General features: G+C 70.4%; 11 protein-coding genes. 3 read left to right on the forward strand and 8 right to left on the reverse strand.

Going from position 1 to position 14,114, the window contains the following annotated elements:
* Positions 1-69 precede the first annotated feature (69 nt).
* From pqqA to IE318_RS29335, 5 genes are all read right to left on the reverse strand, one after another.
* Positions 70-165 carry a pyrroloquinoline quinone precursor peptide PqqA gene (gene pqqA / locus IE318_RS29315; protein WP_063766868.1) on the reverse strand — a complete coding sequence of 32 codons (96 nt, stop codon included), beginning with the start codon at positions 163-165 and terminating at the stop codon, positions 70-72.
* A 45-nt stretch (positions 166-210) separates the two neighbouring features.
* Complete coding sequence (locus IE318_RS29320; protein WP_189905177.1) at positions 211-1,911, reverse strand: PQQ-dependent dehydrogenase, methanol/ethanol family; 1,701 nt, start codon at positions 1,909-1,911, stop codon at positions 211-213.
* A gap of 19 nt (positions 1,912-1,930) precedes the next feature.
* On the reverse strand, positions 1,931-2,392 hold the full coding sequence (locus tag IE318_RS29325; RefSeq protein WP_030172855.1) for an MSMEG_3727 family PQQ-associated protein: 462 nt from the start codon (positions 2,390-2,392) through the stop codon (positions 1,931-1,933).
* A gap of 277 nt (positions 2,393-2,669) precedes the next feature.
* Positions 2,670-4,814: a catalase/peroxidase HPI gene (katG, locus tag IE318_RS29330; RefSeq protein ID WP_229903821.1), complete on the reverse strand. Its 2,145-nt coding sequence runs from the start codon at positions 4,812-4,814 to the stop codon at positions 2,670-2,672.
* A 132-nt stretch (positions 4,815-4,946) separates the two neighbouring features.
* Complete coding sequence (locus IE318_RS29335) at positions 4,947-6,341, reverse strand: DNA-binding protein (RefSeq protein WP_189905181.1); 1,395 nt, start codon at positions 6,339-6,341, stop codon at positions 4,947-4,949.
* A gap of 995 nt (positions 6,342-7,336) precedes the next feature.
* On the opposite strand from IE318_RS29335, the gene IE318_RS29340 reads away from it, so the two are divergent.
* Together IE318_RS29340 and IE318_RS29345 are read left to right on the forward strand one after the other, a co-directional pair.
* Positions 7,337-8,569: an MFS transporter gene (locus IE318_RS29340; RefSeq protein ID WP_229903815.1), complete on the forward strand. Its 1,233-nt coding sequence runs from the start codon at positions 7,337-7,339 to the stop codon at positions 8,567-8,569.
* Positions 8,570-9,022: 453 nt separating this feature from the next.
* Complete coding sequence (locus IE318_RS29345) at positions 9,023-10,678, forward strand: FAD-dependent monooxygenase (protein ID WP_189905183.1); 1,656 nt, start codon at positions 9,023-9,025, stop codon at positions 10,676-10,678.
* Positions 10,679-11,092: 414 nt separating this feature from the next.
* Here the strand turns inward: IE318_RS29345 and IE318_RS29350 are convergent, their stop codons facing one another.
* A complete protein-coding gene (locus tag IE318_RS29350) occupies positions 11,093-11,608 on the reverse strand; it encodes a YceI family protein (RefSeq protein ID WP_189905185.1) in 516 nt (171 codons plus the stop codon).
* A gap of 92 nt (positions 11,609-11,700) precedes the next feature.
* On the opposite strand from IE318_RS29350, the gene IE318_RS29355 reads away from it, so the two are divergent.
* Entirely contained in the window at positions 11,701-12,267 is a 567-nt protein-coding gene (locus tag IE318_RS29355; RefSeq protein WP_189905187.1) for a MarR family winged helix-turn-helix transcriptional regulator, read from the forward strand.
* Here IE318_RS29355 and IE318_RS29360 read toward each other — a convergent pair.
* Together IE318_RS29360 and IE318_RS29365 are read right to left on the reverse strand one after the other, a co-directional pair.
* Complete coding sequence (locus tag IE318_RS29360) at positions 12,179-12,808, reverse strand: aldo/keto reductase (RefSeq protein ID WP_308438602.1); 630 nt, start codon at positions 12,806-12,808, stop codon at positions 12,179-12,181. The genes IE318_RS29355 and IE318_RS29360 overlap by 89 nt on opposite strands.
* A gap of 183 nt (positions 12,809-12,991) precedes the next feature.
* A complete protein-coding gene (locus IE318_RS29365; RefSeq protein ID WP_189905189.1) occupies positions 12,992-13,822 on the reverse strand; it encodes an EamA family transporter in 831 nt (276 codons plus the stop codon).
* Positions 13,823-14,114 lie beyond the last annotated feature (292 nt).

The raw sequence follows: 14,114 nt of genomic DNA on the forward strand, positions 1-14,114 counted from the left end.
CCGTCCCGAACCGCCGGGGGCGCCGGATCAGCTCCGGCGCCGCCCCGCGTCCGCTGGTCCTCTCGTCCGCTATTCCTCCAACCGAGCGAGGTACATGGTCACCTCGGCCGCGACCACGATCTCGTCGAACTCGGGTGTCTCCCACACAGCGAGCTCCGACTCCATGGATTCACCTCCTCTCTGCCAAGGGCGGCAGGCTCCGGTCACGCACTAGACCGGTTCCGGAAGGGCGAAGACGAGCAGGGCGCTCCCGTGCCCCGCGCCGAGCATGCCGGGGAGGAACCCCTCGGCCCAGCCGCCCCAGCCGACCGGTACGGCGATGTACTGCCGGCCGTCGACCATGTAGGTGGTCGGGCTGCTGTGGTGCCCGCTTCCGCACTGGAACTGCCACAGCACCTCCCCGGTTCGCGCGTCGTAGGCGTTGAACTCGCCGGAGGGTTCACCGGCGAACACCAGGTCGCCGCCGGTGGCCAGCACCGAGGCGCACATCGGCAGTTCATTGCGCCAGCGCCACTTCTCCTCGCCGGTGGCGTCGAAGGCGCTGATGGACCCTGCCATGTCCTCGATGTCCACCTGAACGCCCGCGCCCCAGTACGGGATGCTCTCCTTGAACTCCCGGCGCCGCCGGGTGGCGGTTGCTCCGGTGTCCTGGACCGGGACGTAGAAGAGCCCGGTCTTCGGGCTGTAGGCCGCGTGCGTCCATTCCTTGGCGCCGGCGGGACCCGGGTAGAAGTGGACCGGTTCTCCCTCCTTGTCCGGGTACACCTTGGCCGTCACCTGGCCTTCCCTCGTGATCGCACCCCACGTGATGCGGTCCACGAAGGGGGTGATCCGGACCATCTCGCCGTTCGTACGGTCGAGGACGAAGAAGTAGCCGTTCTTGTCGAAGTGCCCCAGCAGTTTGCGCCCGTCCTCCTCGAACAGGATGCACTCGGCGATGCTGTCGTAGTCCCACAGGTCGTGCGGGGTGCACTGGTAGTGCCAGCGGATCTGACCGCTGTCCACGTCCACGGCGATGATGCTGTCGGTGAACAGGTTGTCGCCCTCGCGGACGGCTCCGTCGAAGTCGGGCGCCGGGTTGCCGGTGCCGACGTACAGCAGGTTCGTCTCCGGGTCGAAGGTGCCGGTGAGCCAGCAGTTCGCCCCTCCCCGTGCCCAGGCCTCGCCGTCGGCGGGCCAGGTCTCCGCGCCGGGTTCCCCGGGCTTCGGCACCGTGTAGCAGCGCCACTGGTGCTCGCCGGTCTCGAGGTCGAACGCGTCGAGATGGCCGCGTACGCCGAACTCGCCGCCGGAGCTTCCGACGATGACCATGTTCTTCACGACCAGCGGTGCGACCGTGGCGCTCTCCCCGGCCCGGACGTCTCCGTAGGTCCTGTCCCAGACCCGCTTGCCGGTGGTTGCGTCGAGGGCGAGCACACGCGCGTTCGCCGTGACGAAGAAGACCTTCCCCTGGGCCACGGCGACCCCACGGTTGACGTTCCCGCAGCACAGGGACACGTCGAAGGGAACCGCGTGCTTGTACCGCCAGATCTCCACACCGGTCTTCGCATTGAGGGCCCAGACCCATCCGTCCCAGCCGGAGAGGAACATGACCCCGTCGACGACGATCGGGGCGGCCTCGAACGAGTAGGTCGACGCGCCCGCGATCAGGCCGGTGGTGCCCGCCTGGAAGACCCATGCGGGGACCATGCGCTTGACGCTCTCCGTGTTGATCTGGTCCAGCGGGCTGTACCGCTGTCCGTTGTAGGCGCCGTAGTAGGTGAGCCAGTTCTGGGGTTCCTCGCGGGCGTGGAGTATGCGTTCGTAGTCGACGCCGGCCACCACGGGGGGCGCGACATCCCCGCCCGCGACCTTGCCGCTCAGGCTCCCCTGGTCGACGGCCCAACCCGCGTCCACGTAGTCGACGGTCATGTGCTCCGCCTCCTTCTCCTTACGGTCGCGGCTGTTCGGGACGGTCGAGTCGGGCCTCCGGCGGAGCGTCCCCCAGGACGACGATGGCGCCGGTCAGCCCCCGGCCCTCGTCGTTGCCCGTGGGCGAGCCGAACCAGTAGTAGCCCGGTCCGTCGAGGTTGAGGTTCGCCCGTCCCCGTGAGTGGTTCACCAGCCAGATGAACTTCCGGTCGCCGTTGCTCGGCAGCAGCGCGCAGTGGGTGTTCAGGTCGTCGTTGATGAGCTCGAGTTCGATGTCGCCTCCGTGCGGCATGACCAGAATTTCGGGATCCCAGGTCAGTTCATCCGGGTGAATGCGAATGGTGGCCTTCATGCGGCCGTCCGATTCCTCGGTGGCCCGGCCGATGGTTCCAGTGCCCAGCACCTGACCCAGCGCTGCTTTGTTCTGCGTGTTCAGCCCGATCTGGTCCAGCAGGTCGGATCGCTCCTGCGCGGTCGTCATCGGGGCTTCACTCCCCTCATGAAGGGACCTCTAATGAGTGGACCTTTGAAATTCAATTTTGCGTCGCGGTACCCGGATATAGCCGGCAACCAAGGCAGATGTCACGCCGGATGAATCACATCGAAAAGCGGGATGAATTAGCAACCGATAAACACGCTACGCCGGGAGGATCACACCGACAAGAGTGAACGACAGCTCGGGGCCGCTCATGCCGTTCGTCCGCGACGGGCTACCGTTCATACCCCATGTGCTGCCGTTGGCGGCTTCGATGGGGGAATCAGGCGAGGTCGAACCGATCGAGGTTCATGACCTTGTCCCACGCGGCGACGAAGTCCCGCACGAACTTCTCCCGTGCGTCGTCACTCGCGTAGACCTCCGCGACGGCGCGCAGCTCGGGGTTCGTGCCGAAGACGAGGTCGACGCGGCTGCCGGTCCACTTGACCTCGCCGGTGGCGCGGTCGCGGCCCTCGAAGGTTTCCGCGGTCGCGGATGTCGGCGTCCATTCCGTGTCCGTGTCGAGCAGATTCACGAAGAAGTCGTTGGTCAGCGACCCGGGCGCCGAGGTGAGGACGCCCATCGGTGACTGCCGGTGGTTTGCGCCCAGCACCCGCAGGCCACCCACCAGGACGGTCATCTCGGGCACGCTGAGGTTCAGCAGGTTCGCGCGGTCGACCAGCAGGTGCTCCGACGGCAGCCGGACGCCCTTGCCCCGGTAGTTGCGGAACCCGTCCGCGGTCGGCTCGAGCGGGGCGAAGGACTCCGCGTCGGTCCACTCCTGCGCGGCGTCCGTGCGTCCCGGAGTGAAGGGGACCCGGACGTCGTGGCCGGCGGTCCTGGCGGCCTGCTCGACGGCGGCGGCTCCGCCGAGCACGATGAGGTCGGCCAGCGAGATCTTCTTGTTCCCGGTCTGGGAACCGTTGAAGGACTTGCGGATCTCCTCCAGGGTGCGCAGCACCTGTGCCAGCGTGTCGGGCTCGTTGACCTCCCAGCCGCGCTGCGGCTCGAGGCGGATGCGCGCGCCGTTCGCCCCGCCCCGCTTGTCGCTGACGCGGAACGTCGAGGCCGACGCCCACGCGGTCGAGACGAGCCGGGAGACCGGCAGCCCGGAGGCGAGGATCCGGCTCTTGAGCACGGCGATGTCCGCCGCTCCGACGAGCTCGTGGTCGACGGCGGGGACCGGATCCTGCCAGATCAGCGTCTCCCGGGGGACCAGCGGTCCGAGATAGCGCTGGATCGGGCCCATGTCGAGGTGCGTCAGCTTGAACCACGCCCGGGCGAACGCGTCCGCGAACCGGTCCGGGTTCTCCAGGAAGCACCGCGAGATCGGCTCGTAGACCGGGTCCGACCGCAGGGCGAGGTCCGTCGTCAGAATCGTCGGGGCGTGTCTCGTCGACGGGTCGTGGGCGTCGGGAACGGTACCGGCCCCGCCGCCGTCCCTCGGGATCCACTGCCACAGACCGGCGGGGCTCAGCTCCACGTCCCACTCGTAGCCGAACAGGGTCTCGAAGAAGCCGTTGTCCCATGTCGTCGGGGTGGGTGTCCACGTGCCCTCGAGCCCGCTGGTGACGGTGTCCCCGCCCTTTCCGGTGCCGTAGCCGCTCTTCCAGCCAAGGCCCTGCTCCTCGAGAGGAGCACCCTCGGGTCCGGGGCCGAGACAGGCATCCGGGTCGGCCGCGCCGTGGGTCTTGCCGAACGTGTGGCCGCCCGCGATCAGCGCGACGGTCTCCTCGTCGTTCATCCCCATGCGCCGGAAGGTCTCGCGGATGTCCCGGGCCGCGGTGAGCGGGTCCGGGACGGTGTTCGGTCCCTCCGGGTTGACGTATATGAGGCCCATCTGGACGGCGGCCAGCGGACTCTCCAGCTCCCGGACGCCGCCGTGGCGTTCGTCCCCCAGCCAGACCCGCTCGGGGCCCCAGTAGACGTCCTCGTCGGGCTCCCAGACGTCCGCCCGGCCGCCGGCGAAGCCGAAGGTCGTGAAGCCCATCGTCTCCAGGGCGCGGTTGCCCGCGAAGATCATCAGGTCGGCCCAGGAGATCTTTCGGCCGTACTTCTTCTTCACCGGCCAGAGCAGCCGGCGCGCCTTGTCGAGGTTGCGGTTGTCCGGCCAGCTGTTCAGCGGCGCGAAACGCTGCATGCCCACGCCCGCGCCACCGCGCCCGTCGTCGACGCGGTACGTCCCGGCGCCGTGCCACGCCATCCGGATCACCAGCGGCCCGTAGTGGCCGAAGTCGGCCGGCCACCACTCCTGCGACGTCGTCAGCACCTCGTCGACGTCCCGCGCCAGGGCGTCGAGGTCGAGCGTGCGGAACTCCGCCGCGTAGTCGAAGCCCTCGCCCATGGGGTCGGCCATGGCGGGGTGTTTCCGGAGGATCGCCAGGTCGAGCCGGTTCGGCCACCAGCCGCGGTCGCGCGCGCTCACCACCGGGTGACCGCGGTGCCCGGCCGGGACGGAGTGGCCGAGGCCGCCCGCGCTCCCCACGCTCTTCTCGCCGACAACGGCGTCCGGACTGTCAGACACGGGATTCCTTCCGGGAGCAGGGTTGTGCCGGGGCCGTCAGATGCCCAGCGCGCGACGCACGGCCGGCGCGTTCCGCCGGGAGACCGGCACCATCTCGTTCGTGCGGTCGTCCATGACCAGGGACAGCTCGCCCTTGGGCCCGCGCTCGATCTCCCGGACACGGCCGAGGTTGACCACATACCGGCGGTGCACCCGCAGGAAGCCGACATCCCCCAGCTCACTGTCGAGCTTGTCCAGGCTCGAAGAGGCGGCTCGCAAGCGCCCCTGATCCGTGGAGAGCCACACATCGTTTCCCCGCGATTCGGCGAAGGAGACTTCCGGCAACCGCAGCAGCACCGTCCGGTTGCCGCGCAGCGCGACCAGTCGGCGCGGATGCGCCCGGGGGTGCGCGGACCACTCCGCCTGGGGCACCTGCACCCCGTCGGAGGCACCGAACGAGACCAGGTTCCCGATCAGGTGTCCGGACGAGAAGACCGGTCGAATGCTGATCGATGTCGGCTCGTCGGCGAGGTGGGCGAAGATCTGCGTCGAGCCGACCCAGCCGGGATCGTGTGCCGCCTGCCCGGTGGCGTACCGGGCGGCTGCGATCAGTTCCGGCAGCCCCGGGGTCCAGCGCAGCGTGGGGTCGACCGCCGGGGTGGAAGCCGGGACGCCCAGGAGCCCGCTTGCCATGTCGTCGGCGATCACCACCTTGCCCGCGGCGTCCACCGCGGCGAGCGCAGCGCCGGAGCGGGTCCTGGCCCGGGTGTAGGCCGCGACCAGCTCGGCGCCGCTGTCCCGGGCGCGCCTCTTCAGCGGGTACTGGGTCATCGTGGCCGCGTTCGCCAGCCAGCATTCCGCGGCCGCGGGAAGCTCGCTGCGCCAGCAGCAGATGCTCAGGACCGCGATCGGTTCCTTGGTCACCACGTCACGGACCGCGATGCCCGCGCAGACCCAGTTGTGGAAGGCCTGGCACCAGTGTTCCGCGCCCCTGATCGGCACCGGGCCGTGCGCCTCGAGCGCCGTGCCCGTGCCGTTCGTGCCGGCCGCGCACTCGGACCAGCAGAACCAGGGCGCCAGATGGGAGGCGTCGGCTCTGGCGAGCGTGGCTTGATCACCCCACTCGGCAAGGATCCGGCCCGTGGCATCGGCGACGGTGACGACGCCACCGAGGTTGCCCACTTCATGTGCCACCGAGGCGGCACGAAAACCCAGCTCGGCGAAGACGACGTCGTGCTCGGGCGTACGGCCGGGCTCCGCGACGGCTGCCGGAGCCTGTGTGAGGTGAGGATCGACCCGGTACTGCTCTCGGCAGCGACGCCATGAGACCGCCACCAGGGGGCGGACGCCCGGGACCTGGTCCTCGCCCTGCACGAACCGTTCCCACGCCGCGAGCACGGTGCCGTCGCCCGGGTTCGCCGGGACGGGCTCGAGCCGAGATGCATCCCTCATGGTTCAGAACCGCCCTTGGTTCATCCCCAACGCCCGACGGCGTGCACCCGGTCCGCGTGGGTCGCTGCTGGTCGCGGCCGTGCCCACGGCGGGCCGGGCACCGCGTCGCGCGTCTTCCTGCTTCGTCACTCGTTCCAGGCCCTGTCACAGACCTGCATCCCCCACCCTAGGTACCGTTTTCGGGCTGCGCACGTCCCGGTCCGGGCCGCGTGCGCCGGGCGATCGAGGCGAGTGGGCGCCGCGGCGGCCGAAACAGCGCAGCCGGGGCAGGGCCGTCACCATCGGCTGCGAACGCGGTCGCACTGCGTGGCGTGCGCGCCGCCGCCCCGCAGCCGGCCTGGGACGGATCGGCGGCCGGGGCGGCGGGCGGTCGGGCGAACGGTCAGCGGTTCACGACGCGCCGTTCGTCCGGAACGCAGTGGGTCATGATCAAGCCCCCCACGTTCCGCGGCGGATTGCCGTCTGTAGCCGGCTCCGCAGTGCTCTTGCCGACCTGATGCTGACTTGGCCGGCACCCCGTCAGGTGCCCGTGAGGCACTCTTCCCCGCCTTCCGGACCTACCCCGCCCTCCCGCTCTTCGCAGCCGCCATGAGCGGCTCCTCGGTGCCGCGAGGCTCGGCGCCCCGGACAGCGGCTTGGGGATGCTGATCGTCCGGAAAATGGACGCGGGGCTCTCCGGGATGTCGCGTGCCGCTAGGCTCGGCGTCGGCTGTGATCGCAGCACGGCGGTGGGGCTCGCCGTACCCGAACCGCGGCACAGGTGCCGCCAACAGTCCCTACTTGCGATGGTTTGCGGCCCGCGATCACGGGTCCCGGCGAGCGAGTAGGAGAGGTACGTTCATGACAGCCCCGGACCTCAGGGTGGCGGAAGAGCCCACGCATCCCGATGTCGATCTACGCGTGACGGTTCACCGGCGGCAGTCCGGGCGGGCGTGCGGGCCGCTCGTGGCAGGGCCGGGGCCGGCGTTCCCGGGAGTGTCGTGCGCGGAGGCGTCGTGGATGTGAACCGGTCGGTGTCCGGGGAGCGGGAGGCGGATCGGCCGTCGGCGCGGATGGGGCCCTGGCGGTTCGTGGTCTGGTTCGGCACGGTCAGCCTTCTCGCGGACTTCGTGTACGAGGGCGCACGCTCGGTCACCGGTCCGCTGCTGGCCTCGCTGGGCGCGTCCGCGCTGGTCGTCGGCGTGGTCACCGGCGCCGGGGAGGCGGCCGCGCTCGGGCTACGGCTGGTGTCCGGCCCGCTGGCGGACCGGACCCGGCGCTTCTGGGGGCTGGCGATCGCCGGGTACGCCCTGACCGTCGTGTCGGTGCCGCTGCTGGGCGTGGTGGGTGTGCTGTGGGCGGCGTGCGCGCTGGTGGTCGCTGAGCGGGTCGGCAAGGCGGTGCGTTCCCCCGCGAAGGACACGATGCTGTCGCATGCCACCGCCGCCACCGGGCGGGGCCGCGGCTTCGCCGTGCACGAGGCGTTGGACCAGATCGGCGCGCTGGTCGGCCCGCTGCTGGTTGCCGGTGTCCTCGCGCTGACCGGGGACGACTACGGCCCCGCGCTCGGCGTGCTCGCCGCCCCCGGCATCGCCGTACTGCTGCTGCTGTTCTGGCTGCGGGGCCGGGTGCCGGACCCGGAAGCCTACGAACACGAGGCGGAAGCCGCGGTGTCCACTCCCGCGGCACCGCAGGCGCCGGACGGGCGGCTGCCGAGGGCGTTCTGGGCGTATGCCGGGTTCACCGCGGCCACCACCACCGGGTTCGCTACCTTCGGCGTGCTCTCCTACCACCTGGTCGAGCGGCATCTGCTGACCGCTGCGTGGGTGCCTGTGCTGTACGCGGCGGCGATGGCCGTGGACGCCGTCGCGGCACTGGCTACAGGCTGGCTCTACGACCGAGTCGGCCCGCGGGTGCTGGTGGCTCTGCCGGTCCTGACCGCCGCCGTGGCGGCGCTGGCGTTCACCAACACGGTCGTGATCGCGGTGGGAGGCTCGCTGGTGTGGGGCGCGGGCATGGGCATCCAGGAGTCCACCTTGCGCGCGACCGTCGCGGACCTGGTACCCAGCGGACGGCGGGCGACCGCCTACGGCCTGTTCGCAGGCGTCGTCGGCGCAGCGAGCCTGGCCGGCGGCGCACTGACCGGTGGCTTGTACGGCTACTCGATTCCGTTGCTGATCACGGTCGTCGTCGCGATCCAGGTGCTGGCCGTGGTGCTGCTCGCCGTCACCAGAGTCGCTCGGCGCTGAGACGCCCGCACAACCTGTCGTCCTCACCGGCTCAGGCCCGAGCAGGCGGCCACGAGCGGCTCCAGCCAGTCCGTCACGAGCCCTTCGCCGGCAAGTCCACGAGCGGTTCACCGACCACTCCCTGACCGGCCGGCGCTACAGCGGGCTCGGCTGCGGCGCCGGATCGTGTGCCACAGTCACCGCCGCACTGATCGGCACGAAGACCGACGTCACCACCGAGGTCGTCGAGGCCGACGCGCCGCGGCGCATCGGCGAACGCAACGTCAGCGCGGCCGGCCGGCGTGTGACCACGGCATTCGGGCGACACCTCATTTTGCTCGGTCGGCTATTGGCAAAGGAAGGGTTTCGATTCCTCCGGCTCCGCATGGCGGGGGAGCTGCAGCCCCTCCGGGTCGGCGCAACCTGGTGAAGCACTGGCTCGGGAACCAATCCGGACGGCGAGGGAGCCTGATCATGGCCGATGTCGACGTACTCGTGGTGGGCGCGGGCCCGGTGGGCCTGACGGCGGCGGCAGAGCTGCGGCGGCACGGCGTGGACTGCCGCATCGTCGATCGGCTGGCCGTCGCGAAACCCTATGCCAAGGCCATCGGCGTCCTGCCCCGCACGCTGGAGGTGTGGGACGCCATGGGCCTGGTCCGCGATGTGCTGGACAACGCGGTGCCGCACCTGGGCCAGTTGGTCTTCATCGACGGCAAGCCGGGCCCCGAGGTCTCGCTGACTCTGCCGTCCGAGGTCCCCTACCCCTTCGCCACGCTGCCCCAGTGCGCGACCGAGCGGCTGCTCGCCGAGCACCTTGCGCGCTTCGGCACGGAGGTGGAGCGGCCGACCGAGCTCCGCTCGGTGGAGATGCGCCCGGACGAGGTCGAGGCCGTCCTAGCGCACGCCGACGGCCGGATCGAGCGTCTGCACGCCCGCTACGTGGTGGGCTGCGACGGGGCGCACAGCCTGGTCCGCAAGGCGGCCGGGCTGAGCTTCGAGGGCGACGCCTTCCCAGAGCAGTACATGATCGGCGACGTCGAGGTCGACTGGGAACTGCCCGCCGGCTACAGCATGCGATCCGTGACCCTGGACGCGAACGGTGCGATGGACGACATGCTCGTCTGCATTCCGATGCCGGGCGTTCGGCGGTACTGGCTGTCGATGCTGCGCCCCCGCGCCCAAGCCGGGGGCGAAGAAGGCTCGAGCGCGCCGGAGGGCATCGTCCTCGGCCTGGGGGATGGCCACGGACCGGACCTCGGCCAGATCCAGGCCGTGCTCGACCGGCTGTCCCCGGAGCCGGCGACCGCCTCCACGCTGCGCTGGTCGTCCACCTTCCGGGCCAGCCACCGCTTGGTGGACCGCTACCGGAACGGCCGCCTCTTCGTCGCCGGGGACGCTGCGCACATCCACCCGCCGATCGGCGGGCAGGGCCTGAACACCGGAGTGCAGGACGCCTACAACCTCGCCTGGAAGCTGGCCCTCAGGGTCCGCGGTCTGGCCACGGACGACCTGCTGGAGAGCTATCACGCCGAACGCCACCCGGTCGCGCGGGAGGTGGTCGACCGCACCGTCCGCCATGCCCGCTCCGGCCTCAACAGCAACGGGGACGACGCCGAGATGCTGCTGCGGCGCCAGGCCCAGCTGCTGGTCGCCTACCCCGACAGCCCGTTGATCCAGCCGGATGCGGCGGACGGCACACCCGCGGCCGGTCCCGCCCCCGGCGACCGGGCACCGGACTGCCGCGGCCTGCTGAGCGACCTCGCCACCTACCCGCGCCGGCTGTTCGACCTGCTGCGCACCCCACGGCACGTGCTGCTGCTGTTCGCGGGCTCGGAGCACGCCTCGGGCGACGGCGTCGCCCGGCTCGAGGCCTGCGCCACCGAGGCACATCGCGCCGCCCACGGCCTGCTTGACGCCTATCTGGTCACCGCCGCGGAGGTACCGGAGGACGCCCGCCCGGTCGGCCTGCGCCCGCCGCGGGTGCGCGACGCGGCGGGCGAGTTCCGCGACGCCTATGCGCCACGTGACGGCGAGGCCCTCCTGATCCGCCCGGACGGCTACCTCTCCGGACGCTTCCACCCGGCCGTACCGGAACGCCTGACAGCGCATCTGCGCCGAACCTTCGCCTGACTCCCGCTGCCGCGGGCGGAGCGCCGCCGGTGACGGTCCTACGGGCGCGCTCCCGACGAGCGAGGGACACCCTTTGGGCTGGTCGAAGGTAGCGGATGAGAGTGCAGGCGATGCCTGAGAAGGCCAGGAAGTGCTCGGCTTTGCGTTCGTAGCGTGCTGCGGCTCGCGGCGGTGTGCCCGACGGTGCGTCCTGGTGATCGGCAGGGATCTGCGCGTGCCACGACCGCAGGACCGGCGCCCGCAGCGGATTGGCTGTCGGCCTTTCCAGGTGCCCCCCCGTAGGGCTGGCGGAGGAGCGAGGAGACCGTCGCAAGTTGTCCTAGTAAATGGGGAAGTCCGGGCAGTATGCTCGGCGCCCGCATCCTCCGCCGGCCCCGCGACGAGCTGCCGCCCGGCCTGCTGCCGACGGCCCAGTCAGTCCTGGGTGCGCCGGAAACGCAGGACGGCGTTCACCGTGGTCACGTCGCGCATCATCCCCGCCTGGTTCCAGGTCAGCCCGAACTCCCTGCGGTCCACGGTGAAATCGGTGGTCAGGGTAGCCGCGTCGGCGCTCGCCTCGGTGACGGTGGCGGTCAGGGTCAGTGGCCGGGTGGTGCCGCGCACGGTCAGGCTGCCGTTGACCTCGACGGCGGTCTCGCCGCGCGGAGTGACCTCGCGTACCTCGTAGATGATCTCCGGGAACTCATCGGTGGCGAAGAAGTCGGCCGAGCGTAGATGGGTGTCGCGCTTGGCGTTCTTCGTGTCGAGGGAGGCGGAGCCGACGGTGACGGTGCCGGTGGCGGTGCCGTCGGGGCGCACCTCGCCGTCGCCGGAGAGCGTGGTGAAGTGCCCCTTCACCGTGACCAGGCCCCACATCGTCTTGTGTCGGATGGTGACGGTGGAACCCGCGTGATCCAGATGGAAAGCGCCCGACTTCACGCCTGTGGTCATGGAGACTCCTTGCCGATGCTTGTGGTCCAAATTTGTACGACCTCAAGCTAGCACGCAGTCGTGCAAATTTGGACCACAGGTATCATGGGCGCATGCCCGGCTCCATCGATCCCGCCTCCACCGGCCCCTCTCAGACCGGCGATGCCTCTGACTGCCCGGCTTCGGACGGGGGCGGGCTGCTGCCGGCGGAGCTGCGGACCTGGATGCGGGTCCTCGCCGCCGCGGGCGCCGTCGAGCAGCAGCTGCGCAAACATGTGAAGGAGGCGATGGGGGTCTCGCACGATGAGTTCCTCATCCTGTGCCTTCTGGCCGACCAGCCGGGGAACACCCTGCGGATGACGCGGATCGCCGAGCTGCTCGGCCGCCCCAAGACCCGCCTGACCTATCAGGTGGCCTGCCTTCAGCACGCGGACCTGGTCGCACGCGAGTCCGTCTGCGGCGACCGGCGCGGTGTTGCCCTGACGCTGACCGACAAGGCCCGGCGGCTGCTCGCCCAGCACACCCCCGCCCTGGTCGGGACGGTCAACCAGGCCCTGGCCGACTCCATCGGCCCCACGCAGTGCGAGGCCCTCAGCAGCCTGCTTGCCCAGGCGTCCGCCGCTCCCGCTGCGACACCGGACCCTGACTCCCGTACCGGCGATTCGAAGACGGTCGGCTGAACACTCGGGATGGGCGATAGCGCCAGCACCCCATGCCCTCCCAGACGCTGCCCGCTTCCCACGAGGAACTCCGCACGGGTGTCGAGACGGACTGGCCGGAGGCTGGTCCAGCCAGCCGTCGAGGGCTGGCGTATGCGAGCATGCGGGCGGTCGCGTCCACCTCTTCCGGAGTACGAGCGCCGACCACGACGCTGGTCACCGCGGGGTGACCGAAGGGGAACTGGACCGCCGCCGCCGTCGGCGGCACGGTGAAACGCCGGCAGATCGCGTGCCAGGCGGCGACCAGCCGGGCCAGTTCGTCCGGGACCCTGGCATAGCCGGGCGGTGCGCCGGGACGGGGGTCGGCGAGCAGTCCGGACCGATAGACCCCCGCGACCATGACGGCAACACCCCGTGACTCGCACAGCAGCAGCACCGCGTCCAGGCCCGACTGGTCGAGAAGGTTGTACCGTCCCGCGAGCATGACGCAGTCGGGGCCGGGGCCTTCCAGCTCCTCTAGGTAACGGGCCGCCACCGGAGCATGGTTGACGCCGATCGACACCGCACCGATCCCGGCGGCGCAGTTCGGCCAGCGCCCGATAGGCGCCCGACACGGCCATGCACGTCCTTGCGCGGGCCACGCAGTACCTCTGTGAACAGGCCGACCTGCCTCGTGCCCGTGCCTGTGACCGTGACTGGCGGAGCGCAACGAGTATCGCTGTTCCTGGAGCGTCAGCGGGATGCGTTACCCGAGGCTTGTGAGGGCGACTGCGGCTGCTGAGACGAAAAGCCCCGTGGTTTGGAGGCGGGTCGAGCGTTCGGCGAGCAAGACTCGGGCGAGCAGCACCGTCACTGCGGGGTAGAGAGCGGTGATCACGGCCACGACGGCGAGTTGGCCGTGTCCGGTTGCGGCCAGGAACAACAGGTTGGCGGTGCCGGTGAGTATGCCGGCCACCACGGTGGGTAGCGCCGCTGGGCGCCAGCCGGCCTTCCAGAGATGCGCTCTGCATGCGAAGGGAAGCACCAGCAGCAGGGCTGCGGCTTGGCCGGGAACAAGTGGCCAGGCTCCGGAGGCGGTGCCGGCGCGGTCCAGGGCGACGAACAGCAACGCGAATCCCGCACCAGCGACTATTCCGTGGGTCAGTCCGGCGCGGCCACGTTGTCCGGACTGTGGTTGCCAGGACACCAACGAGACGGCAGGGACCGCGAGGACGATGCCGACCATGGCCAGGAGGGAGAGATGATCACCGAGGAGGAGCCCGACGATGGCCGGGATCACGGCGGTGAGCACGGCCGAGCAGGTCGCGGTCACACTCATCGCTCCGACCGAGAAGCCTCGGTAGAGAGCCAAGGTGCCCATAGCGCTGCCGAGTCCGCTGAGGGCACCCCAGGTCAGCGCGTGAGTGGTTGGCCCGGCTCCGGGGATGAGCAGGACGCCTGCGCCGGCAGCGAGTAGCCCGAACGCCTGAACGAACATTGTGACCGGCCCGGCCGCGAGGCGTCTGCTGCCCACTCCTGCCGCGAAGTCCGCACTGCCATAGGCCAAGGACGCCAGCAACGCCAAGAGGGCACCCACGGCTATCACCGTCCTGCTCTTGCTGCGTGAGTTGGGTGGCTGCAAGCACTGTGCCTGGGTACAGCGCGTGGCTGATGGCCAGGGAACGCAGATCCGGACGAGGACGCATCATCGCTACCCCGCATCAACCGCTCGCAGCGGGCCAATGTTCCCCGGCCGAGTCGTCAGGGCCATTGTCGGGGTGTGGTGCTGCGCCGTGTTGGTTGTGGATGTGGCGAAGGCCGGTGCCGGCAGCGGGTGTTGCTGCGGGCATCGGCCTTGGGGTGTGGTGCTGGGGCGCCTTTGGCTCAGT

The sequence above is a fragment of the Streptomyces spiralis genome (assembly GCF_014654675.1).
Taxonomy (GTDB): Bacteria; Actinomycetota; Actinomycetes; order Streptomycetales; family Streptomycetaceae; genus Streptomyces; species Streptomyces spiralis.